Raw genomic sequence first — 20797 nt, forward strand, 5'->3', positions numbered from 1 at the left:
CGCCATGCCCAAACTGGTCCGTCTCTACATTACGCAAGTCATCTGGGGCTTTGTGATCTCGGCCGTCTTTGTCGGGGTGCTGCTGGCGCTCAACGTGGCCAATCTACGGCATCTGATCACCAGTTCGGAAATCGGTCTGATCGCGTTGGCCATGATCTGGTTCATGAACGGGATCGTCTTTGCGGGAGTGCAGTTCGCCTATGCGATCATGAGCATGGCTGAGAAGCCGAACAAACCACGTGGTGGAACACCGATTGCTCATGGTTTGAGGCCTGCGCCGATCAAACAGGAAGTGCGCGCAGGGCGCTGATTTATTAGGTAAATATGTGGCGGGACCACCAGTCAACCGTGCGGTTTGATTCCCGAGGACCTGTATGTACAGGTGGGCGCCAGGTAATCAGGCCAGGACCTGAACAGAGCCAGCCCCCTCGGAATTGCTTAAGGCCACCAGAATGCTACCTGTCACAAGAAGGGCAGAACCCGCCACGGGCCTAAGTAGGGCCTGAAGCAGGTTCGCACAAGGGGTTAAGCATCAACAGTTTCGTGCAATGCGGTGCGCATCTTGCCGAAATGTTCATCCCATCCGTCATCCAGCGAAAGGATCAGGCCAAAGGCGTCAGCCCCTTGAGGTAAGCCCTCGTGCAGCAGTCCAAGGCGTGTGCCGCCGGCGACGGGTTCCAGCGTCCACTTGACCACACTTTCGGCGCCGCCCATCGGTTTAATGGTGAATGTATATTCAAGATACTCTGGACGTCTCGCTTCACGCACTTCACCCCAAATCAGAAGGTCGCCACTGGTCGTCCCGAACATCTCAAGCTTTTGTCCAGCGGCCAGGGGACGTTCGGGTTTGTGAAACCACTCGGCCAACCGGTCGGGATCAGTCAAATAGTCCCAAACGATTTCTGGCGTAGCGCGGAGAAAGATTGTTTTCTGCAAAACTGCGTCTGTCATTTCTTATTCCCTTCGATAGCTTTCTTCAGATTTGCGAGGCGATCATCCCAGAACCGGTCGAAGTAGCTGAGCCAGTCCAGAACCGGAGCCATTCCTTTGGGTTCAAGGCGATTGATGCGTTCGCGTCCACGAGCTTCGACCGTGATCAATCCTCCGTCGGACAAAACGGTCAGATGCTTTTTGACGGCCGCGCGGGTCATGTCGAAACGTTCGGTTAGTTGAGTGATCGTCATATCCTGTGCTGCCAGCATCTGAACGATGTCGCGGCGGGTCGGGTCCGCCAGGGCGCGAAATGCGTTTTGGGTCTGTGTATTCATCGGGCACCTCTTATTGGATACCATTTGGTTTCATATTATTGCGATACCAAATGGTACTATGTCAAGCTGCTTGATTTTTGTTCATGAATTGTTCACATTCTCGGAATGACACTAATTATGCAGCCTGGACAGAAGCTGGCCCGTGGTGTTTCGCGTCACTTGTTGACCCACGGCTATGTTTCGATTGAAGAATTTGCCCCCACCCGAGGGTTGCGTGTCGATGTGGTGGGGCTGGGCCCTAAGGGTGAGATATGGGTGGTCGAGTGTAAATCCAGCCGCGCCGATTATCAGTCGGATTCCAAATGGCAGGGCTATCTTGACTGGTGTGACCGATTCTTTTGGGCGGTTGATACGGATTTCCCGACCGAGCTTCTGCCTGCGGAAACAGGCTTGATCATCGCTGATGCCTATGATGCTGAAATCATCCGAATGGGGCCAGAAACCAAGTTGGCTCCGGCGCGGCGCAAAAAGATGGTTCAGAAATTCGCGATGGATTCTGCACGTCGGTTGCAGGCCTTGCGCGACCCCAGGGTTTAGCTTTTGATAGCGCGCGCGGCTTGGGCTGCGGCGCGGATTTCCTCGGCGATTTCTTCGGCCTCTTCGGGGTCGAAATCCATTGGAATCTCAATACCGGCACCTTCAATGAACAGCCGCACCATACCATGATCGGTGGGGCCGATCTGCAGGTTCGCTTCGATATCGCGTTCGGTATTGATGCTCATGTTCGCCTCCGGGAAATGCGCTTTGGTGCTAACGCGCGATGGGTTGAGAATCAAGCCGACTATGGGTTCAGATAGGGCATGGAGACGGCAACGCTCAGACCTTTCCGCGCCGAGGATGCGCCGTGGCTGGTAGAGCAGCATGACGTGCTCTATTCCCGTGACGAAGGGTTTGATGACAGTTTCGGCCCACTGGTTGCCCGCATTCTGACGGAATTCATCGCGGATCATGATCCAACTTGCGAACAAGGCTGGATCGCCGAGTGCGACGGGGATCGTTTGGGTAGTATTTTCTGTGTCAGGCTGGATGATCAAACCGCCAAGCTGCGGTTGTTTCTGCTGCTGCCCGAGGCTCGTGGACAGGGGCTGGGCAAGCGGCTACTGACCGCCTGCATGGGTTTCGCCCGCGACGCAGGATATCGCCAGATGGTGCTGTGGACCCATGAGAGTCACGCCGCCGCTTGCGGGCTGTATCGTGCGTTTGGGTGGGAGCTTGTCGACAGCAAGCCGGTGCATTCCTTCGGTGTCGATCTGGTCGAACAAAGCTGGCGAATTCAGCTTTAATCCCCTTGCAATCCCCGTACGCCTTCGCTAAATCGCCCCTCACAAGTGCCGCCTTAGCTCAGTTGGTTAGAGCGCTGGATTGTGGATCCAGAGGTCCCCTGTTCAAGCCAGGGAGGCGGTACCATCTCCCAAAACCCAAGAACGGTTTGCCGGTTGCAGGTCTTTCTGTATACCCGGTACTTGGCGAAAGCTGCGTTCCGATGACATGAGCAAGATATGCCGGATAAGAAACCTGTAGACATCCGTAGAAATGCGAGACTGTCTGTTGCACCCATGATGGATTGGACCGACAAGAATTGCCGGTTTCTGCATCGTTTGCTGAGTTCTGAGACCTTGCTTTATACTGAAATGGTCACAGCGCCTGCTTTGGTGCGCGGCGGCGCGCTGCATCTGCTGGACTTTAATCCTCAGGAACACCCGGTTGCGTTGCAGCTAGGGGGTTCGGACCCGCAGGAATTGGCGCAGGCGGCCAAGCTGGGGGCTGAAGCCGGATATGACGAGATCAACTTGAACTGTGGGTGTCCGTCTGACCGTGTGCAATCAGGGACATTCGGTGCGGTACTGATGCGCGCACCCGAAAAAGTCGCGGAGTGCGTTGCGGCGATGCGCGAGGCGGTGAAGGTCGAAGTCACGGTGAAATGCCGTATCGGTGTTGACGAACAGGAACCTTCAGAAGTGCTACCTGCATTCCTCGACCAGATTCGCAAGGCCGGTTGTCGGCGGGTGACGATCCATGCGCGCAAAGCTTGGTTGCAGGGGTTAAGTCCCAAGGAAAACAGAGATATTCCGCCACTGGATTATGATCTGGTGCATCGGATGAAGGCTGATTTTTCGGACATGCATATCTCGATCAATGGTGGCATTACGTCGCTTGCTCAGGCGCAACAGCATCTGGAGGCTGGGCTTGATGGTGTCATGATCGGTCGTGCCGCCTATCACCAACCGACAGATATTCTGGCGGCTGCGGACCCGTTGATCTTTGGAACGGGCAGCGTCGCGGATCCCATTGAAGTGGTGCAAAATATGCTGCCCTATGTCGAGGCGCATCTTGTCGACGGTGGTCGATTGCACCAGATCACGCGGCATATGCTGGGCCTGTTCGCGGGGCGTCCCGGTGCGCGGGGATGGCGGCGGATGCTCTCCGAAGGTGCTGTGCGCGAGAATGCCGGCCCAGAAGTGATCCTGCAGGCTCTGGACTCTGTTGCTGCGCTATCGCAGGTGGAACAGGTAGGCTAAGACGGCTTCGAGCCGCTATGGGGGAATGATGCCCGAGACGATGTTGCTGGCCCAGATGCTGGGCCTTTTGCTTGTGATCGGCGCTTTGGCCGGGGTGTTGGCTGGACTTTTGGGCGTTGGCGGTGGAATCGTTCTGGTGCCCGCGTTTTTCTATGCGTTTCAGACACTTGGATATGGCGGGTCTCAGCTGATGCAGCTATGCCTCGCAACTTCGCTGGCGACGATCATTGTAACGTCGATCCGATCGGTTCTTAGCCATAACAAGAAAGGCGCGGTGGATTGGGGCATCCTGCGCGGCTGGGGGCCAGGCATAGCGGTGGGTGCGGTGATCGGTGTTCTGGTGGCTTCAGCTCTGAGGACAGAGTTTTTGCAGGCACTGTTCGGCATGCTTGGCATGGTTATCGGCATCTATCTTGGATTGGGTAAATCCGAGTGGCGGTTGGGGGATGTAATGCCCAAGGGATTGCGCCGCGCTGTGCTTTCGCCTTCGGTCGGGTTTCTGTCGGTACTGATGGGAATTGGCGGGGGCAGTTTCGGTGTTCCGCTCATGAGCCTTTATAACACTCCGATCCACCGGGCGGTTGCGACCGCAGCGGGCTTTGGCGTGATCATCGCTGTACCGTCGGTGCTGGGTTTTTTATTTCTCAACATCGCTCCGGAGCATCGCCCGCCGCTGACCATTGGCGCGGTCAATCTGGTGGCTTTCGGTATCGTCGTTGCGATGACTATGATCACCGCCCCGTGGGGCGTTAAGCTGGCGCATGCGATGGATCCGAAGCCGCTCAGGCGGGTCTTCGCGGTATTCCTTACCCTGGTTGCTCTGAATATGCTGAGAAAGGCGTTGGGGTGGTAGCGTCGTTTTACGAGCTAGGTTGGATAAAGTTTCCTTATGAAGGAGTGTTGGCGGATTGGGTGGCGCACGCTCTTCCCACTGCGCGTGCGTCCGTCAGCGATCCGGCTCATTCAGCTTGGCACGATTGCGATGGCACGTGGTTCATTGGCGTTGATGCACTGGACAATGATGCGCAGGGCAGGGTCGCGGGTTCGCCTGCACTGGCGGGCGCGGCCATCGAACTGGCACACCAGCAGTTTGGATCGATTGATCTGCACAAAGGGCAGGTGTCGGTAATATATCCGGGCTACCCTCAACCCCGGCGTGGCGAAAGCGAGGCTGCGGCGCGGTATCGTGCGCGGCGAGATGCGGCGCATGTGGACGGGCTCAAGCCAGCTGGCCCTGATCGACGACGGCGGGTGGATGAACCTCATGCCTGGATATTGGGTATCACACTTACCGAGGCCAGTGTGGACGCAGCACCAATGGTGCTGTGGGAGGGAAGCCACAAAATCCTCGGCGATGCTTTTCGGGCCGCGATGAAGAAGGTGCCGCGGCATGAATTGAGCGAGGCCGATATCACAGATGTCTATCAGGCTGCGCGTCGCGAAGTGTTCGAGACCTGTCCGCGCCTCGAGCTACCGGCGCGCCCGGGCGAAGCCTATCTGTTGCACCGCCACTGTCTGCATGGTGTTGCACCATGGGGTCCGAATGCCAGCGCTGGACCGGATGGACGGATGATCGCCTATTTCCGCCCTCAGTTGCCTGGTGGTGTGGCGCAATGGCTCGAATCCCCGTAACCTCCTGCCATTGTTTGGCTTTGGAGAGTTGGTTCGATGATTACGGTTCACACGAATGCAGATGGTGCCCTTATTGAGGTCGAGCTTTCGGGCGAGGTCACTAGCGCAGATTACGCGAGCACGCTTGTTCCCGCTATTGAGGCCGCATTGGAAGAGCACGACGCCATACGTCTGCTGGCGATCGTTGGGTCCGAGTTCAAGGGATATGATCTGGGCGCCGCATGGTCTGATACCAAGTTGGGGCTCAGCCATTGGCGCGGATTCGACCGGATTGGCGTTGTGGCGGACCAGGGATGGGTGCAAACAAGCGTCCGCCTGGCTGCCCCGATCCTGCCTTGCCCGGTGCACGTTTTTGGAATGGATGAGGTGGAGGAAGCGCGTCGATGGATGCGCGAATCTCTCGGGGCGATCCACGTGACGGATCTGGGCGGACCTTGCGTGCAGATCAGCCTGATGGGCAAACTGGATTCGCAGGAATACGGTCAGGCTCAAACCGATCTTGATGCGCTGTTGCGCGAACGTGACGGGTTTCGCCTGTTGATCGATCTGCGCGAGTTCGATGGTTGGCAGGGTCTGACTGCAATGGCAGCTCATTTCAGACTGGCGGCTGGTCATATTGGGATGCTGGATCGTGCAGCGATTGTCGGTGACAAGACATGGCAAAAAATGGCGCAACGCATGGCCAGTCATGTTCTGGGAACGCGGACCCAGTATTTCCCGGCGGAGGAATACGAGAATGCAATAACCTGGCTTGCGACTGGCTAAATGCTCTAAAAATGTTTCAGAAACAATGCCTTGTAATCATAGGTATTGTTCTTTTTTGCGTTGACGTTACGGAATGCAACTTTAAGTTAGCGCTATTATTGACTGGTTGGTCAAATAACTTAAAAAGTCCTTACCTGTCCCGGATTTAGAGGGAGAGGCAACAAGCTGTTTCGCGTCGCTGTGGGTCACCACTCACTCAAACACAGCTTCCGGACTCTTCCCCCTCGGTGTTCGGAACGGTCCCGCAGTGGCGCGTCGTTTATTACATATTGGAAGAGCAATGATTTTTCGCTCAGTACTAAAGCGCATTCTTTCGAAGGACATTCCCGAACAGGCTGAAAGCCACGAGTTGGAAGCTGAGTTGCGCCCGCGACCTGCCAAGACGACAACCCAGAACGAGCTGGTTAAACTGTTCGGTTCTGAATTGCGGGATCACGAATCTCTGAGTGATCTTAAGCCTACGCGGAGACCAAAATACTAGGCTTGCGGATCAGGACCCATGCAGCCGGGCGGCACGGCCACCACGGCGCTTTGCCAGACGGGGTTTGCGTTCCGGCAGATCCTGCATGATTTCGGCCCGTTCGGTGCTGTCCATCTTTGACCAGCGCGTGATCTCGTCAATGGTGCGGTAGCAGCCGGTGCAGATACGTTCGGTCGGATGAACTACGCAGATTTGGATGCAAGGGCTTTCGACCTCGTCCCGTTTCCAAACCATATTCGTCATGGGCGTTTTCCGATCCGTCAAAGAAAGCGCAGTCTATCCAGTGCGCCTTGCAGAATATAACCTGCTGCGACGTGATCAATAACCTGTCCGCGACGTTTTCGTGTCGTATCCGCCTCAAGCAGTGCCTTTTCTGCCGCAACGGTGCTTAGTCGTTCGTCCCAGAAACCGATGGGCAGATCGGTCAAACGGGTCATGTTTCGTGCGAAGGCGCGGGTTGACTGGCAGCGCGGCCCTTCGCTGCCATCCATGTTGCGCGGCAGTCCGAGGATGATTCCGCCGATCTCACGTTCGGTCACAATCTCAATCAAACGCGCGGAATCCAGTGTGAATTTCTTGCGTCGCACCGTCTCAAGCGGGGTGGCCACGCCGCGCATCCGGTCCGAGACGGAAACGCCGATGGTCTTTTCTCCCAGATCCAGCCCCATCAGGGCTGACATTGGGGGCAGGGATGCTGCGAAGTCTTCGAACGCGTCGTGGATCATTGAGCGATTCCGGCCTGCAGCGCGGCAGCGTCGATCATCTCCAACGCTTCAGCGTTACCCGCAAATACTTCCTTGGCTTCGTTCCTGATTTTGATGGCGCGTTGGCCTTCGCCCAGCACGCCCAAGGCGGCAATCAGGCGTGCCCACTCCTCGGGTGTCCCGCCCTCGGTCGCCAGGCGGTCCGAAAGGCCATCGACCATACCGCGGATCATTTCTTGTCGTTCTTCTGGCGACATCTCGGCAGCGGCATTTACATCGTCTTGGCTGGGGCCGGATGCAGCAGAAAAGTCGGGTGTGTTGAACACGCCTGCGCGGAATGCCAATTCATCGATCTGTGACCGGATGGCATTCGCCCATGGCGCGCCGGCCGGGGCGTCATTCAGGGTTTCGACCCAAACGCGATAAGCCATATCAGGCCGCCCGGTCTGTGCCAGCATCTGCCCCCAATAATACCGGGCAGGACCCATGCGCTGATTGCGCTCAAGCGCCTGTCGCAAGGCGGCTTCCGCTTCCGGTGAGACGTAGCCGCCAGCGGCCAAAATCATCATCTCTGCCTGATCCGAATAGGCCTGAGCCGAGGCATTGTCACCCGACAGTTCGATCACACGGGTTTGTGCCTCATACCCTGCTTTGAAGTTCCCCGCATTGGTTTCATGCTGTGCCAGCAGGGTATGGCCTTGCAGATCATCGGGGCGTTCGGCCACTGTTTCGCGCAGCCGGTTCAGCAAAGTTGCATAGCTTTCGTCCAGCGGAGGCGTCTGGAGCGGTGTGGCAATGCCCTCGGCCTCAGCCTGGCTGGGTCGATTTTCGCGCAGGTCTTCTGCCATTTCCAGACGAACTGAAAGGGGCATGTCAGGGAAACCAGCAGCACCCAACTGGCGATACATCGCCAACCCGCCACCAACCAGAACGGCGGCCATGGCGAGGAACGCTATTATGGTAACCAAGCGTGATGGCCCGGTGCCTTTGTCTTCATTGCGCATCTGCGCGTCTGCGGCCAGGATACGGCGCGAGATTTCCGTGCGTACACGCTCGGAATCAGCTTTCGCGATCACGCCGCGCGCCAAGTCTTTGTCAACGCCTGCTAGCTGTTCACGATAGACTCGCAGATCATAAGCAGCTGTCGGGCCGGTGCCGCGACGACCGCGCAGCATCGTGTAACCCAGGAAAATCGCGATCAGCAGCGCGATCAAGAAGATGAGAACCCAGAACGGCATGGTCCCTCCAAAATGGTTGCCCTGACTTAGACCTGTCGGCGCATGGAAAAAAGGGACAAATAGCCGCGAAGGGCGCTCATGTCGCAATAGTGCATTATTGCGGCGTTGCGCGGCAGGGTTAAAATGTACGGGCACGGCATACCTGCGCCCAATCATCGAAGACCGGACGGATTCGCACATGAAACACTACTCAGCCTTTGCTGTAGCGCGCGAAGCGCTGCGCTATCACACCGGATGGGAGCGCGCATGGCGTTCGCCGGAACCTAAGAAGCGCTATGACGTCATTATCGTCGGGGCCGGCGGTCACGGTTTGGCAACAGCCTACTATCTTGGCAAGAACTACGGCATCCAGAACGTCGCCGTAATAGAAAAAGGCTGGTTGGGCGGTGGCAACACCGGTCGGAACACGACCATCATCCGATCGAACTATCTGCAGGATCCGTCAGCGGCGATTTACGAAAAGGCGCGCGGTCTCTACGAAGATCTGAGCCAGGAGCTGAACTATAACATCATGTTCAGCCCGCGTGGCGTAATCATGCTGGCGCAGACCCAGCACGAGATTCGCGGCTATCAGCGTACTGCGCATGCGAATGCGCTGCAGGGTGTTCAGACCGAATGGATTGGGCCCGAGCGTGTGAAAGAACTGGTGCCGATCATTAATCTGGAAGGTCCGCGCTATCCGGTTCTGGGCGGGCTTTGGCAGGAACGTGGTGGGACCGCGCGCCATGATGCGGTGGCATGGGGCTATGCCCGCGCGTGCTCGGCCATGGGTATGGACATCATCCAGAAATGCGAAGTCACCGGCGTCCGGTCCGAAAACGGTCGTGTTGTCGGGGTCGATACCACAAAAGGGGCCATCGATTGTGACAAGCTGGGGATCGTGGTTGCGGGGCATTCCGGCCAGTTGGCTGAGATGGCGGGTTTCCGACTGCCACTGGAAGCCGTCGCGCTGCAGGCGCTGGTATCCGAGCCGATCAAACCCTGCATGGATGTCGTTGTGATGGCGAACACCGTACACGGCTACATGTCTCAGTCCGACAAGGGCGAGATGGTGATTGGTGGTGGCACGGACGGGTTCAACAACTATACCCAGCGCGGCAGCTTCCATCATATCGAGGAAACGGTACGCGCATTGGTCGAAACTTTCCCGATGATCTCGCGCCTGAAAATGCTGCGCCAGTGGGGCGGTATTGTGGATATGACCGGCGACCGTTCACCCATCCTGTCGAAAACACCGCTTAATGGCTGCTTTATCAACGCAGGCTGGGGCACCGGCGGCTTCAAGGCCATTCCGGGATCGGGCTGGGGCATGGCACAGCTGATGGCCACGGGGCATTCACCACTGACCGAAGCCTTCTCGCTGGATCGTTTCAAAGAAGGCCGCTTCATCGACGAAAGCGTCGCGGCCGGGGTGGCGCACTGATGAAGATTTTTCGTCGAAAAATCTCGCACGCCCGTCACGCAGAATTTGCAGGCAGATACGTCTCGCCTGCTGCCAAGAGGATGATCACATGCTGATCTTGAAATGCCCCTATTGCGGCGTCGAAGCCGAAGAAACTGAACTGGCTGCGGGTGGCGAGGCGCATTTGAAGCGTTATGGCCCGGGCTCGTCAGATGATGAGTTCCACGACTACCTGTTCATGCGCGAAAACCCCAAGGGCGTTCATTTCGAACGCTGGCGCCATGCCAATGGGTGCGGCAAGTGGTTCCACGCCGCGCGCTGTACGAACACGCTTGAGGTCTTTGGCACCTATCCGGCGCAGACAACCGAGCCGCCGCAAGAGATCAAGGATGCCATCACCGCCAAGCGTCCCGGCTGGACGTGGAGAGAGTACAAATGATCCGTACAGCCATCCGAAATACCGCCTGCGAAAGGTCCGCATCATGAGCACCCGTCTCGCAAAACATGGCCGTTTGATTGATCGGTCGAAAAAGGTCAACTTCACCTTCAACGGCACCTCGATGCAGGGCTACGAGGGCGATACGCTCGCGTCTGCCTTGCTGGCCAATGATCAGATGATGATGGGCCGGTCGTTCAAGTATCACCGCCCGCGCGGCGTGGTCGCTAGTGGCGCGGAAGAGCCAAACGCTCTGGTCGGTCTGGGTGAGGGCAACCGGTTTGAGCCGAACCAGCGCGCCACCACGACAGAGCTGTTCAATGGTCTGACATCCGCATCACAGAACCACTGGCCGAACCTCGAGTTCGACATCGGCGCGATCAATACGCATCTGTCGCGGTTTCTGCCCGCCGGTTTCTATTACAAGATGTTCATCCATCCGAAACCGTTCTGGAAACATGTTTACGAGCCGTTTATTCGCCAGTCGGCGGGTTTGGGCAAAGCGCCCGACAAGGACAACCGTGACGCGGACACATACGAGCACTTTTACGCCTTCACCGATGTCTTGGTGATTGGCGGTGGCGTTGCAGGTCTGCAGGCCGCCAAAACGGCAGCCCAGTCCGGTGCCAGGGTAATGTTGATTGAACAAACCGCACATTGGGGCGGTCGCGCTCCGGTTGATGGCGGTACCATCAATGGTGAGCCTGTGGATAAGTTCGTGGAACAATTGGTTTCCGAACTCGAAACAATGGACAACGTCACCATGCGCAATCGCTGCATGGGCGCTGGTGTCTATGACCACGGTTATGTGCTGGGTTATGAGCGCCTGACAGACCACAAGCCGGGTGTTCAGGGCCCGCGTCACCGCCTGTGGCGCATTCGTGCGAAGCAGGTCGTGACCGCGACTGGTGCGATTGAGCGTCCGCTGTCATTCGCAGGCAATGATGTGCCTGGCGTCATGCTGGCCTCTGCCATGCGCGACTATGTGGTCAACTGGGGCGTGACGCCGGGTGACCGTGTCATCATCGCCACCAACAATGATGACGCCTACCGGACTGCAATTACCTTGAAGCAGGCCGGTGTCGATGTCCTGCGCGTGGTTGATGCGCGCGACACCGCCGGACCTCTTGCCGAAGAGGCGCGTCAGCTGGGTATCCGCGTCGATCCGGGCAAGGCAATCGCAAAGGTCAAAGGCGGCAAGCGGGTCAAGAAAGTTGCGATCTGCAATCAAGAGGGGATCGGAGGCGCCCGGGAAGAAGTCGAATGCGATGCGATTGCCATGTCAGGTGGCTGGTCTCCGGTCGTGCATATGTGGTCGCATTGCGGCGGCAAGCTGATCTGGGACGAGACGAACGCGCATTTCCGCCCCGATCCTTCGCGTCCTCCGCTGGGGGCAGACGGTGAAGGTTTTGTTCTAGCGGCAGGGGCTTCGAACGGCCCGCTGGCCCTAGGGGATGTCCTGAAGGATGCAGATACTGCCGGCAAAGCGGCAGCAAAGGCGGCCGGGTTCGCCGCGAAGCGCACCAAAGCGCCAGTTGGTGAGACTACGGCCGAGGCCCCTATGGCCGCTGTCTGGCTGATGCCTTCTAATGCCGAGATTGATCTGCGCATGAAATCGTGGCTGGACTTCCAGAACGACGTGAAAGTCTCGGACGTGCAACTGGCTGCGCGCGAGGGCTATGAAAGTGTCGAGCATACCAAGCGTTACACCACGCTGGGCATGGCAACGGATCAGGGTAAGTTGAGTAATATCAACGGTCTGGCAATCCTTGCTGATGCGCTGGATTCAGAGATCCCGAAGGTCGGTACCACCACCTTCCGCCCGCCATATACTCCGATCTCGATGGCTTCGATTGGTGGTGAAGCGCGTGGTGAGGTGTTCCAGCCGATCCGTCAAACGCCGATGCATAACTGGCACGATAAGAACGGGGCCGATTGGGAGCCGGTCGGCCATTGGCGTCGAACCTATGCCTATGTCCGTCCCGGTGAATCCGTGCATGACGCGGTGAACCGAGAGGTGAAAAACACCCGCGAAAACCTCGGGCTGTTGGACGCTTCGACACTCGGCAAACTGATCGTCAAAGGCCCCGACGCAGGCAAGTTCCTGGACATGATGTACACCAACATGATGTCCACGCTGAAGGTCGGCAAATGCCGCTATGGCCTGATGTGTTCCGAGAATGGCTTCCTGATCGACGACGGCGTTGTTGCCCGCATCGATGAGGACACGTGGCTGTGCCATACCACCACCGGCGGGGCCGAGCGTATCCATGGCCACATGGAAGAATGGCTGCAGACCGAGTGGTGGGACTGGAAAGTCTACGTCGCGAACGTCACCGAGCAATATGCGCAGGTCGCCGTGGTAGGTCCGAACGCCCGCAAGGTACTTGAGAAGCTTGGCGGCATGGACCTGTCGAAAGAGGCGCTGCCCTTCATGGAATGGCGCGATGGCAAGATCGGCGCGTTCGACGCGCGGGCCTACCGTATCTCGTTCTCGGGTGAGCTGTCCTATGAGATCGCGGTCCCTGCAAGCCAAGGTCAGGCGTTCTGGGACGCTCTGATCGAGGCAGGGCAGGAGTTCGGAGTGATGCCATACGGCACCGAATGTCTGCATATTCTGCGTGCCGAGAAAGGCTTTATCATGATCGGCGATGAGACCGACGGCACCGTGATCCCGCAGGATCTGGGGCTGCACTGGGCGCTGTCCAAAAAGAAAGAGGATTACCTCGGAAAACGCGCCCATTCGCGGACCCATATGGCCGATCCTGAGCGCTGGAAACTGGTTGGTCTTGAGACTGTGGATGGATCGGTTCTGCCGGACGGTGCCTATGCGGTGGGCGAGGGCGTGAATGCGAACGGTCAGCGCAACATGATCGGTCGCGTAACTTCGACCTACTACTCGGCCAATCTGGGCAAAGGCATCGCCATGGGCCTGATCAAACACGGCCCCGACCGGATGGGCGAAGTGGTCGAGTTCCCGGGCACTGACGGCAAAACCTACAAGGCCAAGATCGTGGACCCGATCTTCTATGACAAGGACGGGGAGAAGCAGAATGTCTGAACCCATCAGCGCACTGAACCACGCCTCATATGATGGCATCGCCAAGATCGAGGAATGCGGCCTACAGGGCATGATCACACTGCGCGGTGATCTGTCGGATAAGGTACTGGCTAAGGCTGTCAAAGAAGCCACCGGGCAGAAAGTGCCCGGTCAGCGTGAAGCGTTTGTGAATGGCGACACCGGTGTTTGCTGGATGTCCACCGACGAATTGCTGGTGCTTGTGCCTTATGCCGAGGTCGAGGCCAAACTGGCCGCGATGACCAACGCGCTAAGTGGTACGCACGCGCTGGCGGTCAACGTCTCCGACGCGCGGGCCGTATTCCGCGTTTCGGGCGCGAACGCACGCGAGGTATTGGGCAAGCTGGCTCCGGTTGAGCTGTCGGCCGAGGCATTCCAACCCGGCCAGATCCGCCGTACGCGTTTGGCGCAGGTGGCAGGTGCCTTCTGGATGGACGACGCTGAGACTTTCCGCATCGTCTGCTTCCGCTCTGCGGCGGACTATGCGTTCAAATTGCTGAAGGTTGCGGCGCAGCCCGGCAGCGAGGTCGGGGTTTATTAAGCCCTGATCGCCTGATGATATGTGGGTGAGGGGGCTTTGCCCCCTCGGCCTGCGGCCTCACTCCCAGGATATTTCTGTTTAGATGAAGGTCGGATCTCTGGTTCGGGTCTCAGGGGGTCGTGCTGAACAGGAATGTCGGGAACTGAGTGAGTGCACGCTGGCCCGTGAGGGCAGACTCACCGGTTTCGCCTGTGTGTGGGTCGTGGCATTGGCGATAGAAAGCCAGGTCTTCTGATAGTTTTTTCATGGCAGCGCTGCGGTTGTCTGCGCTCAGATAAGGAGCGTGCGTTGAGAGAAACAGCGCAGGGTTATCTTTTTCTAACCAAGACAGCATAGAAGGCAGGACCGAAAATTCAGCGCCTTCGATATCCATTTTGACCAAAGAGACATCAGTCAGGTCGACGGATTCAGAAAATTGATCCCAACCGATGGTAAGTGCGTCGGTGCCATGGCTTCCTTCGTGGAGCAATGATGACGTTGAATCGCCTGCCTCTCCGTGCGCTGAAGCCATTCGTGTCACTCCAAACCCATCTGACAAGGCGATGCTGAAGGCAGATACGTTTCGGATGTCGTTCAGCTCTAGGTTCCAGACCAAATGGCGGTAAGCCACTGGGTCAGGTTCAAAACACCACACATGGCGAGCGCGGCGCGCGGCATAGAGGACCGTGGGGCCGATCCATGCACCGATATCAAGATAGTCCTTTTCGGGCGACAGATATTGGTCCAGCACCGAAAATGTCTCGGGTTCCCACTCCCCGGCTGATGCCTTGCGCCAGAATTTCGTGTGGTAGGGGTCCAGGCGAAAAGGTTCACCGTTCAAGTTGCCCGCATAGTATCCGCGGGCGCGATAGAACATTTTGCGCGCCTGTGTCAGCATCGCGGACCTCCGGGTTTTTGTGTTGCGGCCCTTGACCTGCGGCGGCTGTCAAAGCATTTAACCTTTGGAACCGCAACATTCATTTTCAACAGGGGGCCGAGATGGCTTTTGAACTTCCTGATCTTCCTTATGCACATGACGCGCTGGCAGCCAAGGGTATGTCCGCGGAAACGCTGGAATATCACCATGACCTGCACCACAAGGCCTATGTCGACAACGGCAACAAGCTGATCGCCGGCACCGAGTGGGACGGCAAGTCACTGGAAGAGATCATCGTTGGCACGTACGACGCAAATGCCGTCGCGCAGAACGGTATCTTCAACAACATCAGCCAGCTGTGGAACCACAACCAGTTCTGGGAGATGATGGGCCCCGGTGGCAACGCGATGCCCGGTGAGCTGGATAAGGCTCTGACCGAGAGCTTTGGTTCGGTTGACGAATTCAAGTCGCAGTTCAGCGCTGCCGGTGCCGGTCAGTTCGGTTCCGGCTGGGCGTGGCTGGTCAAGAATGCCGACGGTTCGTTGGCAGTGACGAAAACTGAAAACGGCGTGAACCCGCTGTGCTTCGGTCAGACCGCACTGCTGGGCTGTGATGTGTGGGAGCATTCCTATTACATCGATTTCCGCAACAAGCGTCCGGCCTACCTGTCGAACTTCCTCGACAATCTTGTAAATTGGGAAAACGTCGCCTCGCGGATGTGATTTCCACTTGGTAGAACTTAATGAATGGCCCGCTGGCAGTGATGCTGGCGGGCTTTTTGTTATGAACTGATGGGTGGCCGGTAAAAACCTGCCGGTACGTCAACTTTCATTATTCCACCTATTGTGCACGGCCTTTCAGCACCTACGTAAAGTAGGCGGAGGGAGAGAACCGCCAATCAACCAAAAACCTATCAAAATGCGAGCGAAACACCAACGCCGCATCGTTAAACAGGTGTGTCTAAGGGACAGGCGAAGGCCAACCTAAGCGATACAGGAGATCACGAATGGCTGCACTTGAACAGGGAACATGGGTTATCATCGCCGATGGGGAAAAAGCGCTGGTGATGGAGAATATCACGGACGCACAGGACCCCAACTTGGTCGTCGTGTCGGTCGAAGAACAGGACGCAGCACCGACAAAGCCAAGTGACAGGGCAGGGCGGCGACCCGATACGGGACCGAACCAGAAATCTGCAGTTGAAGAGGAGACATGGAAGTCCCACGCAAAATCTCTGTTCGTTCAGGATGTGGCGAACCTTCTGAATCGCAAGGGGCTGAAAGGGGCCTATAAACGATTGGTATTGGTTGCCAGTCCGCATGTTCTGGGCCTGTTGCGCCGTCGGCTGCACAGTGAAGTGTTGGCAAAGGTGGTGGCCGAGGTTGACAAAACACTCACAAACCACCCTTTGCACAAGGTCGAACGGATACTGAAGACCCGATTGGCAAAACCTGCCTAAACGAATACTGAGACTCGGGCGGCTTGCGCCGCCCGATTGCCAGTTTTTTAGTTCAGTAATTTGCGAAGCGCGGACATGGTCGCATCAGGTGTGTAGACCCAGGTGATGAATTCTGCCAGAGAACCATCTGCAAACCCCTGACCGATCAGTTGATTCAGCAGCGTGTGCAGCGTGTCCCAGTACCCGTCAACATTCATCACCAGAATGGGTTTGTCATGAAGCCCCAGTTGCCGCCATGTCAGTGCTTCGAAAAGTTCGTCCAATGATCCGGGGCCGCCGGGCAGGACAACTACGGCATCCGCGTTCATGATCATCACTTTTTTACGCTCGTGCATCGTCTCGGTCACGATGAACCGGGTAAGGTCGGTCTTGCCGACCTCGCGCTGAAGCAAGTGCACCGGGATCACCCCAAATGTATCGCCGCCGGACGATTGTGCCGCCCGCGCGACCTCGCCCATAAGACCCACATCTCCGGCCCCGTAGACCAGCCGCCAGCCTTCGTTGGCCAACAAGGTTCCAAAGCTGTGGGCAGCGGCGGAGTAGGCAGGATTCACACCATTGCGTGACCCGCAATACACACAGACGGATTTCTGGGACATAGGTAGGGCTCTCTGCTCTTGTGTTAGGGGTTTTGACCCCTGATAGCGGGATTGATAGGTTGGCTCAACCGCTCCATGAAATGCGCGCCAAACTGGGCATTTCCCGGGCGGAGTGAAAGGAAAAGAATGAACGCCAAATCGGGAAGCGGAGGTTCTGGTACCTTCATATGGGGGCTGGTTGCCGGGATCGTTGTGGTGCTCGTTGCGGGCGGGTTGTACCTGTCCGGTCTGTTCGGCGGGCCGGAACAGCAGGCTGAGCAGGAAGCGACTGAAACATCCGAGCCGATTGCGGAGGTCGCCGAGCCGGAAACCCAGCCAGCGGAGGCGCAGCCCGAAAGCCAGGCGGCGGAAGCCGGCGGATCTGTTGCTGAAGACACACCGCCCGAGATTTCCGATCAAACTCCGGATAGCGAAGAAGCGGATGTTCCGGTTTTGGCCGCGCCGGTTCTGGATCAGATATTCGTTGAGTCCGATGGAAACGCGGTACTGTCCGGCAATGCCGAACCGGGGTCCGAGGTCAGTGTTCTGCTGGACGGTGAGACCGTTCACAGCTTCACCGTCGATGACAGCGGCCAGTTCGCCGAGTTTGTATCGATCCCGTTTGCAGACGACGCTCGCGGGCTTTTTCTTGAGACCCGGAGAGGCGAAGACACCAGCCGTTCAGATGATTATCTGATCGCGGCGCTGCCCGAACCGGCCCCACCGGCCGTGTCGGAGCCCGCTGCCGATGAGCCGGTCGAAGAGGTTGCCGAGGCACAGACGACGGATACGGAAACAACCGATCAGCAAGCAGCCAACCAAGTTGAAACCGAAGAGAATGAACCAGAAGTTGCAGGTGCCGCAACGCCACCTGTGAATGAGACCGCGCCCGCGACTGAAACTCAGCCGGAATCAGGCGACGCGCCTGACCAGCAGGTTGCGATCCTGCGCTCGGGCGAAGAAGGGGTTGAACTTTTGCAAGCACCCACTGTTCAGGATACGCCGCCAGAGCAGATTGCCCTGGACACGATTGGCTATTCGGACGCGGGTGATGTGGAATTGACCGGGCGGGCACAGGATGGATCGGCCGTACGCTTGTATCTGGACAACCAGCTTGTGGCCGACATTGCGCCAGCGACTGACGGGCAATGGCGCGGCGAGGTCGAGGGCATTGACCCCGGAGTGTACACTCTGAGGGTGGATGAGGTTGCCCCTGATGGCACTGTGGTCAGCAGGCTTGAAACGCCATTCAAACGCGAACCCGTCGAGGTCCTGCGCGCGACCGAAACCACCAATCCGGGTGAGGCCTCAACCGACGCTCCGGCGATCCGCTCGGTCACGGTTCAAAAGGGTGATACGCTTTGGGCGATCTCGCGCGACCGGTTTGGTGACGGTGTGCTGTATGTCAAACTTTTCGAGGCTAACAAAGATTCGATCCGTGATCCTGACCTGATCTATCCAGGGCAGATTTTCACCATTCCTGAATAAACATGACCACTGGCCCAACCCGGGCCAGGGCTTTTCTCTGACCGCAGTTAAGGTACGTGATGAGACAACCATCCGCGATCAAAACCGACACGGACGAGCATCGTTCGGGCTGGCGAACCATCCGCAAGGTTTCGCCCTATCTTTGGCCCGAGGACGAGCCATGGGTGAAACGGCGTGTCATTTTGGCGATGGCGATGCTGGTGCTGGCCAAGTTGATCGCTGTGTATACTCCCATCCTGTACAAAGGTGCCGTGGATGGTTTGGCGGGCGAAGGTGTACCGCCGCTTGCGTTGGGTGCAATCGGATTGACCGTTGCCTATGGTGTGGCCCGCATGATGACTGTTGGCTTCCAGCAATTGCGGGATGCGTTCTTTGCGCCGGTTGGGCAACGCGCGCTGCGCGCGCTGGCGCTTGAGACGTTCCAGCACATTCACCAGCTCTCGATGCGCTATCACGTGACCCGGCGCACGGGTGGTCTCAGCCGGATAATCGAGCGGGGCGTGAAAGGCGTAGAGTTTCTGTTGCGGTTTCTGCTGTTTTCAATCGGGCCGCTGATCCTGGAATTGCTTCTGGTGTCGATCATCCTGCTATGGTTATTCGACGTCTGGTATCTGGTCGTCGTTGCGGTGACGATTGCGCTTTACATATGGTTCACCTTTGCGGTGACCGAGTGGCGCGTGAAGCTGCGGCGCGAGATGAACGATCAGGATACCGAGGCCAACCAGCGCGCCATCGACAGCCTGCTGAACTTCGAAACAGTCAAGTATTTCAATGCCGAAACCCGTGAAGCCGAACGGTATGATGTTTCGATGAAGGGTTACGCGAAGGCCGCGCTGAAGACGGCCTATTCGCTGGCATTCCTGAATTTTGGCCAGTCGTTCCTGATCACATGCGGCCTGATTGGCGTGATGGTTCTGGCTGCAATGGGCGTGCAGAAGGGGGCGCTGACCGTCGGCGATTTCGTTATGGTTAATGCTTACATGATCCAGATAACCGTTCCGCTGAATTTTCTTGGCACGGTGTACCGCGAAATTCGTCAATCTCTGGTGGATATGGGGCAGATGTTTGATCTGTTGGAACAGCCAGCAGAAGTGATGGACAAACCCTGCGCCCCGAACCTGAAGGTAAATGGTGGGGAGGTCACGCTTGAAGATGTCCGCTTTGGATACGAGCCTGATCGCGAAATCCTCAAGGGCGTTTCCTTGACCGTACCAGCCGGTCAGACCGTTGCGATTGTCGGCGCCACCGGGTCTGGGAAATCCACAATCGGACGGCTGCTGTTTCGGTTTTACGATGTCACCGGCGGGTCGCTGAAAATCGACGGGCAGGATGTGCGCGATGTTAGCCAGTCAAGCCTGCATGCCTCGATCGGTGTCGTTCCGCAGGATACGGTCCTGTTCAATGACACGATTCGATACAATATCGCTTATGGACGCGAAGGCGCGACCCAGCAGGATGTAGAGACCGCCGCTAAATCCGCGCAGATTCATGATTTCATCGTCAGCCTTCCAGAAGGATACGATACCAAGGTCGGTGAACGGGGCTTGAAGCTGTCGGGTGGTGAGAAACAACGTGTCGGTATCGCGCGAACCTTGCTGAAGAACCCGCCGATCCTGTTGCTGGACGAGGCGACCTCGGCTTTGGACACGGATACCGAGCAAGACATCAAAGATGCTTTGGCCCGGGCGGGTGAGGGGCGGACGGTGATCACCATTGCACACCGCCTTAGCACCATTGCAGAGGCCGATCGGATCGTCGTTCTGGAACGTGGTGAGATCATCGAGCAGGGCACGCATGATGAGCTGCTCAGCCGCGAAGGGCGATATGCCCAGCTATGGAACCGTCAACAGGCCGACAGCGAAGCGGCCTAGGCCCGACAGCCTTGACTGCCTATGATTGTGCGGATCGGTTCGAAAAGAAAATCGGCTGCTGTGGTACGGTTTCCGTTTGACGCGGACCCGCCGCCGCGACACTTTGCAGACCGAAACACAGACAAGGAAAAACTTCATGAAAATGCGAGCAGCAGCAGCGTTGACTGCAACACTGTTGATGGTCACTTCGGCGGCAGCCGAGGAACTGGAATTCTTGATTATCAACGAAACCAGCTATGACCTGGTTGAGTTCAACGTGTCTCCGGCCTCGTCCGGCAGCTGGGAAGGCAACCTGCTTGAGGGTGGTTATCTGGGCGCGGATTACGAAGTAGACGTCCTTATTACGGACGGGCTGACCACCTGTGTCTATGACATCCGTGGTATTTTCAGCGACGGGGAATCAATTGAAGACTATGGTCTGAACCTGTGTGATCTGGGCGAATACGCGTTCGTCGAGTAACGCTTGTGTCAAAATTGAAA

At 57.4% G+C, this 20797-nt stretch carries 25 protein-coding genes and 1 tRNA gene; 18 read left to right on the forward strand and 8 right to left on the reverse strand.

Features of this window, described 5'->3' with window-relative positions:
• Positions 1 to 4: 4 nt before the first annotated feature.
• A complete protein-coding gene (locus ACR0AH_RS01020; RefSeq protein ID WP_170512831.1) occupies positions 5 to 310 on the forward strand; it encodes a hypothetical protein in 306 nt (101 codons plus the stop codon).
• Between the two features lie 215 nt (positions 311 to 525).
• Here ACR0AH_RS01020 and ACR0AH_RS01025 read toward each other — a convergent pair whose 3' ends face one another.
• Both ACR0AH_RS01025 and ACR0AH_RS01030 read right to left on the reverse strand, forming a co-directional pair.
• Positions 526 to 951: an SRPBCC family protein gene (locus tag ACR0AH_RS01025; RefSeq protein ID WP_170396319.1), complete on the reverse strand. Its 426-nt coding sequence runs from the start codon at positions 949 to 951 to the stop codon at positions 526 to 528.
• Entirely contained in the window at positions 948 to 1268 is a 321-nt protein-coding gene (locus ACR0AH_RS01030) for an ArsR/SmtB family transcription factor (protein WP_480589949.1), read from the reverse strand. Before ACR0AH_RS01030 ends, ACR0AH_RS01025 begins: the two co-directional genes overlap by 4 nt.
• Before the next feature lie 105 nt (positions 1269 to 1373).
• Here ACR0AH_RS01030 and ACR0AH_RS01035 point away from each other — a divergent pair, with 105 nt between their 5' ends.
• Positions 1374 to 1805, forward strand: coding sequence for an MmcB family DNA repair protein (locus tag ACR0AH_RS01035; RefSeq protein WP_480589951.1), 432 nt, complete (start codon positions 1374 to 1376; stop codon positions 1803 to 1805).
• On the opposite strand, the gene ACR0AH_RS01040 is transcribed toward ACR0AH_RS01035, so the two are convergent.
• Entirely contained in the window at positions 1802 to 1990 is a 189-nt protein-coding gene (locus ACR0AH_RS01040) for a DUF6324 family protein (RefSeq protein WP_170396325.1), read from the reverse strand. The genes ACR0AH_RS01035 and ACR0AH_RS01040 overlap by 4 nt on opposite strands.
• A gap of 78 nt (positions 1991 to 2068) precedes the next feature.
• On the opposite strand from ACR0AH_RS01040, the gene ACR0AH_RS01045 reads away from it, so the two are divergent.
• From ACR0AH_RS01045 to ACR0AH_RS01075, 7 genes are all read left to right on the forward strand, one after another.
• The gene (locus ACR0AH_RS01045) at positions 2069 to 2551 is read left to right on the forward strand and encodes a GNAT family N-acetyltransferase (RefSeq protein WP_170597945.1); all 483 of its coding nucleotides are present in this window, start codon (positions 2069 to 2071) and stop codon (positions 2549 to 2551) included.
• A 47-nt stretch (positions 2552 to 2598) separates the two neighbouring features.
• Positions 2599 to 2675 (forward strand) — tRNA-His (locus ACR0AH_RS01050).
• Between the two features lie 92 nt (positions 2676 to 2767).
• Positions 2768 to 3787: a tRNA dihydrouridine(20/20a) synthase DusA gene (dusA, locus tag ACR0AH_RS01055; protein ID WP_480589953.1), complete on the forward strand. Its 1020-nt coding sequence runs from the start codon at positions 2768 to 2770 to the stop codon at positions 3785 to 3787.
• 28 nt (positions 3788 to 3815) lie between these two features.
• On the forward strand, positions 3816 to 4640 hold the full coding sequence (locus ACR0AH_RS01060; protein WP_480589955.1) for a sulfite exporter TauE/SafE family protein: 825 nt from the start codon (positions 3816 to 3818) through the stop codon (positions 4638 to 4640).
• On the forward strand, positions 4634 to 5419 hold the full coding sequence (locus ACR0AH_RS01065) for a hypothetical protein (RefSeq protein WP_480589957.1): 786 nt from the start codon (positions 4634 to 4636) through the stop codon (positions 5417 to 5419). Before ACR0AH_RS01060 ends, ACR0AH_RS01065 begins: the two co-directional genes overlap by 7 nt.
• Before the next feature lie 36 nt (positions 5420 to 5455).
• Positions 5456 to 6184 (forward strand): SpoIIAA family protein, encoded by a 729-nt coding sequence (locus ACR0AH_RS01070; RefSeq protein ID WP_170403297.1) that lies wholly within the window; start codon positions 5456 to 5458, stop codon positions 6182 to 6184.
• 280 nt (positions 6185 to 6464) lie between these two features.
• Positions 6465 to 6665 (forward strand): hypothetical protein, encoded by a 201-nt coding sequence (locus ACR0AH_RS01075; RefSeq protein WP_170466344.1) that lies wholly within the window; start codon positions 6465 to 6467, stop codon positions 6663 to 6665.
• Positions 6666 to 6674: 9 nt separating this feature from the next.
• Here ACR0AH_RS01075 and ACR0AH_RS01080 read toward each other — a convergent pair whose 3' ends face one another.
• Genes ACR0AH_RS01080 through ccmI form a run of 3 tightly spaced genes read right to left on the reverse strand, consistent with a single transcriptional unit; the run spans position 6675 to position 8607 of the window.
• Positions 6675 to 6908: a DUF1289 domain-containing protein gene (locus tag ACR0AH_RS01080; protein WP_170663723.1), complete on the reverse strand. Its 234-nt coding sequence runs from the start codon at positions 6906 to 6908 to the stop codon at positions 6675 to 6677.
• Between the two features lie 17 nt (positions 6909 to 6925).
• Positions 6926 to 7390, reverse strand: coding sequence for a Holliday junction resolvase RuvX (ruvX, locus tag ACR0AH_RS01085; RefSeq protein WP_170403288.1), 465 nt, complete (start codon positions 7388 to 7390; stop codon positions 6926 to 6928).
• On the reverse strand, positions 7387 to 8607 hold the full coding sequence (gene ccmI / locus ACR0AH_RS01090; RefSeq protein ID WP_480589959.1) for a c-type cytochrome biogenesis protein CcmI: 1221 nt from the start codon (positions 8605 to 8607) through the stop codon (positions 7387 to 7389). The genes ruvX and ccmI overlap by 4 nt, the downstream gene beginning before the upstream one ends.
• Before the next feature lie 178 nt (positions 8608 to 8785).
• Here ccmI and ACR0AH_RS01095 point away from each other — a divergent pair, with 178 nt between their 5' ends.
• The 4 genes from ACR0AH_RS01095 to ACR0AH_RS01110 all read left to right on the forward strand — a co-directional run bounded on the left by ACR0AH_RS01095 (position 8786) and on the right by ACR0AH_RS01110 (position 14065).
• Positions 8786 to 10030: a sarcosine oxidase subunit beta family protein gene (locus ACR0AH_RS01095; protein ID WP_170422297.1), complete on the forward strand. Its 1245-nt coding sequence runs from the start codon at positions 8786 to 8788 to the stop codon at positions 10028 to 10030.
• An 88-nt stretch (positions 10031 to 10118) separates the two neighbouring features.
• Positions 10119 to 10448, forward strand: a complete 330-nt coding sequence (locus ACR0AH_RS01100; protein ID WP_170396347.1) for a sarcosine oxidase subunit delta — start codon at positions 10119 to 10121, stop codon at positions 10446 to 10448.
• 43 nt (positions 10449 to 10491) lie between these two features.
• Positions 10492 to 13506, forward strand: a complete 3015-nt coding sequence (locus ACR0AH_RS01105) for a sarcosine oxidase subunit alpha family protein (RefSeq protein WP_480589961.1) — start codon at positions 10492 to 10494, stop codon at positions 13504 to 13506.
• Positions 13499 to 14065: a sarcosine oxidase subunit gamma gene (locus ACR0AH_RS01110; protein ID WP_480589963.1), complete on the forward strand. Its 567-nt coding sequence runs from the start codon at positions 13499 to 13501 to the stop codon at positions 14063 to 14065. The genes ACR0AH_RS01105 and ACR0AH_RS01110 overlap by 8 nt, the downstream gene beginning before the upstream one ends.
• A 109-nt stretch (positions 14066 to 14174) precedes the next feature.
• Here the strand turns inward: ACR0AH_RS01110 and ACR0AH_RS01115 are convergent, their stop codons facing one another.
• Positions 14175 to 14942 (reverse strand): FkbM family methyltransferase, encoded by a 768-nt coding sequence (locus ACR0AH_RS01115; RefSeq protein WP_480589965.1) that lies wholly within the window; start codon positions 14940 to 14942, stop codon positions 14175 to 14177.
• A 101-nt stretch (positions 14943 to 15043) separates the two neighbouring features.
• On the opposite strand from ACR0AH_RS01115, the gene ACR0AH_RS01120 reads away from it, so the two are divergent.
• Complete coding sequence (locus ACR0AH_RS01120) at positions 15044 to 15643, forward strand: superoxide dismutase (RefSeq protein ID WP_480589967.1); 600 nt, start codon at positions 15044 to 15046, stop codon at positions 15641 to 15643.
• Between the two features lie 284 nt (positions 15644 to 15927).
• Complete coding sequence (locus ACR0AH_RS01125) at positions 15928 to 16380, forward strand: baeRF12 domain-containing protein (protein ID WP_170396355.1); 453 nt, start codon at positions 15928 to 15930, stop codon at positions 16378 to 16380.
• 47 nt (positions 16381 to 16427) lie between these two features.
• Here the strand turns inward: ACR0AH_RS01125 and ACR0AH_RS01130 are convergent, their stop codons facing one another.
• On the reverse strand, positions 16428 to 16979 hold the full coding sequence (locus tag ACR0AH_RS01130; protein ID WP_480589969.1) for an LOG family protein: 552 nt from the start codon (positions 16977 to 16979) through the stop codon (positions 16428 to 16430).
• A 126-nt stretch (positions 16980 to 17105) separates the two neighbouring features.
• On the opposite strand from ACR0AH_RS01130, the gene ACR0AH_RS01135 reads away from it, so the two are divergent.
• The 3 genes from ACR0AH_RS01135 (at position 17106) to ACR0AH_RS01145 (ending at position 20777) form a co-directional block, all read left to right on the forward strand.
• Positions 17106 to 18446 carry a LysM peptidoglycan-binding domain-containing protein gene (locus ACR0AH_RS01135; protein ID WP_480589971.1) on the forward strand — a complete coding sequence of 447 codons (1341 nt, stop codon included), beginning with the start codon at positions 17106 to 17108 and terminating at the stop codon, positions 18444 to 18446.
• Positions 18447 to 18505: 59 nt separating this feature from the next.
• The gene (locus ACR0AH_RS01140) at positions 18506 to 20317 is read left to right on the forward strand and encodes an ABCB family ABC transporter ATP-binding protein/permease (RefSeq protein WP_170512862.1); all 1812 of its coding nucleotides are present in this window, start codon (positions 18506 to 18508) and stop codon (positions 20315 to 20317) included.
• A 136-nt stretch (positions 20318 to 20453) separates the two neighbouring features.
• A complete protein-coding gene (locus ACR0AH_RS01145; protein ID WP_480589973.1) occupies positions 20454 to 20777 on the forward strand; it encodes a hypothetical protein in 324 nt (107 codons plus the stop codon).
• Positions 20778 to 20797: the final 20 nt, after the last annotated feature.

This window comes from Ruegeria sp. AM5 (assembly GCF_056540645.1).

What these genes read in the sequence shown, in the direction of transcription:
- ACR0AH_RS01020 (WP_170512831.1), top strand. Translation starts at nt 5, where the DNA reads ATGCCCAAACTGGTCCGTCTCTACATTACGCAAGTCATCTGGGGCTTT.
- ACR0AH_RS01025 (WP_170396319.1), bottom strand. Translation starts at nt 951, where the DNA reads ATGACAGACGCAGTTTTGCAGAAAACAATCTTTCTCCGCGCTACGCCA.
- ACR0AH_RS01030 (WP_480589949.1), bottom strand. Translation starts at nt 1,268, where the DNA reads ATGAATACACAGACCCAAAACGCATTTCGCGCCCTGGCGGACCCGACC.
- ACR0AH_RS01035 (WP_480589951.1), top strand. Translation starts at nt 1,374, where the DNA reads ATGACACTAATTATGCAGCCTGGACAGAAGCTGGCCCGTGGTGTTTCG.
- ACR0AH_RS01040 (WP_170396325.1), bottom strand. Translation starts at nt 1,990, where the DNA reads ATGAGCATCAATACCGAACGCGATATCGAAGCGAACCTGCAGATCGGC.
- ACR0AH_RS01045 (WP_170597945.1), top strand. Translation starts at nt 2,069, where the DNA reads ATGGAGACGGCAACGCTCAGACCTTTCCGCGCCGAGGATGCGCCGTGG.
- dusA (WP_480589953.1), top strand. Translation starts at nt 2,768, where the DNA reads ATGCCGGATAAGAAACCTGTAGACATCCGTAGAAATGCGAGACTGTCT.
- ACR0AH_RS01060 (WP_480589955.1), top strand. Translation starts at nt 3,816, where the DNA reads ATGCCCGAGACGATGTTGCTGGCCCAGATGCTGGGCCTTTTGCTTGTG.
- ACR0AH_RS01070 (WP_170403297.1), top strand. Translation starts at nt 5,456, where the DNA reads ATGATTACGGTTCACACGAATGCAGATGGTGCCCTTATTGAGGTCGAG.
- ACR0AH_RS01075 (WP_170466344.1), top strand. Translation starts at nt 6,465, where the DNA reads ATGATTTTTCGCTCAGTACTAAAGCGCATTCTTTCGAAGGACATTCCC.
- ACR0AH_RS01080 (WP_170663723.1), bottom strand. Translation starts at nt 6,908, where the DNA reads ATGACGAATATGGTTTGGAAACGGGACGAGGTCGAAAGCCCTTGCATC.
- ruvX (WP_170403288.1), bottom strand. Translation starts at nt 7,390, where the DNA reads ATGATCCACGACGCGTTCGAAGACTTCGCAGCATCCCTGCCCCCAATG.
- ccmI (WP_480589959.1), bottom strand. Translation starts at nt 8,607, where the DNA reads ATGCCGTTCTGGGTTCTCATCTTCTTGATCGCGCTGCTGATCGCGATT.
- ACR0AH_RS01095 (WP_170422297.1), top strand. Translation starts at nt 8,786, where the DNA reads ATGAAACACTACTCAGCCTTTGCTGTAGCGCGCGAAGCGCTGCGCTAT.
- ACR0AH_RS01100 (WP_170396347.1), top strand. Translation starts at nt 10,119, where the DNA reads ATGCTGATCTTGAAATGCCCCTATTGCGGCGTCGAAGCCGAAGAAACT.
- ACR0AH_RS01105 (WP_480589961.1), top strand. Translation starts at nt 10,492, where the DNA reads ATGAGCACCCGTCTCGCAAAACATGGCCGTTTGATTGATCGGTCGAAA.
- ACR0AH_RS01110 (WP_480589963.1), top strand. Translation starts at nt 13,499, where the DNA reads ATGTCTGAACCCATCAGCGCACTGAACCACGCCTCATATGATGGCATC.
- ACR0AH_RS01115 (WP_480589965.1), bottom strand. Translation starts at nt 14,942, where the DNA reads ATGCTGACACAGGCGCGCAAAATGTTCTATCGCGCCCGCGGATACTAT.
- ACR0AH_RS01120 (WP_480589967.1), top strand. Translation starts at nt 15,044, where the DNA reads ATGGCTTTTGAACTTCCTGATCTTCCTTATGCACATGACGCGCTGGCA.
- ACR0AH_RS01125 (WP_170396355.1), top strand. Translation starts at nt 15,928, where the DNA reads ATGGCTGCACTTGAACAGGGAACATGGGTTATCATCGCCGATGGGGAA.
- ACR0AH_RS01130 (WP_480589969.1), bottom strand. Translation starts at nt 16,979, where the DNA reads ATGTCCCAGAAATCCGTCTGTGTGTATTGCGGGTCACGCAATGGTGTG.
- ACR0AH_RS01135 (WP_480589971.1), top strand. Translation starts at nt 17,106, where the DNA reads ATGAACGCCAAATCGGGAAGCGGAGGTTCTGGTACCTTCATATGGGGG.
- ACR0AH_RS01140 (WP_170512862.1), top strand. Translation starts at nt 18,506, where the DNA reads ATGAGACAACCATCCGCGATCAAAACCGACACGGACGAGCATCGTTCG.
- ACR0AH_RS01145 (WP_480589973.1), top strand. Translation starts at nt 20,454, where the DNA reads ATGAAAATGCGAGCAGCAGCAGCGTTGACTGCAACACTGTTGATGGTC.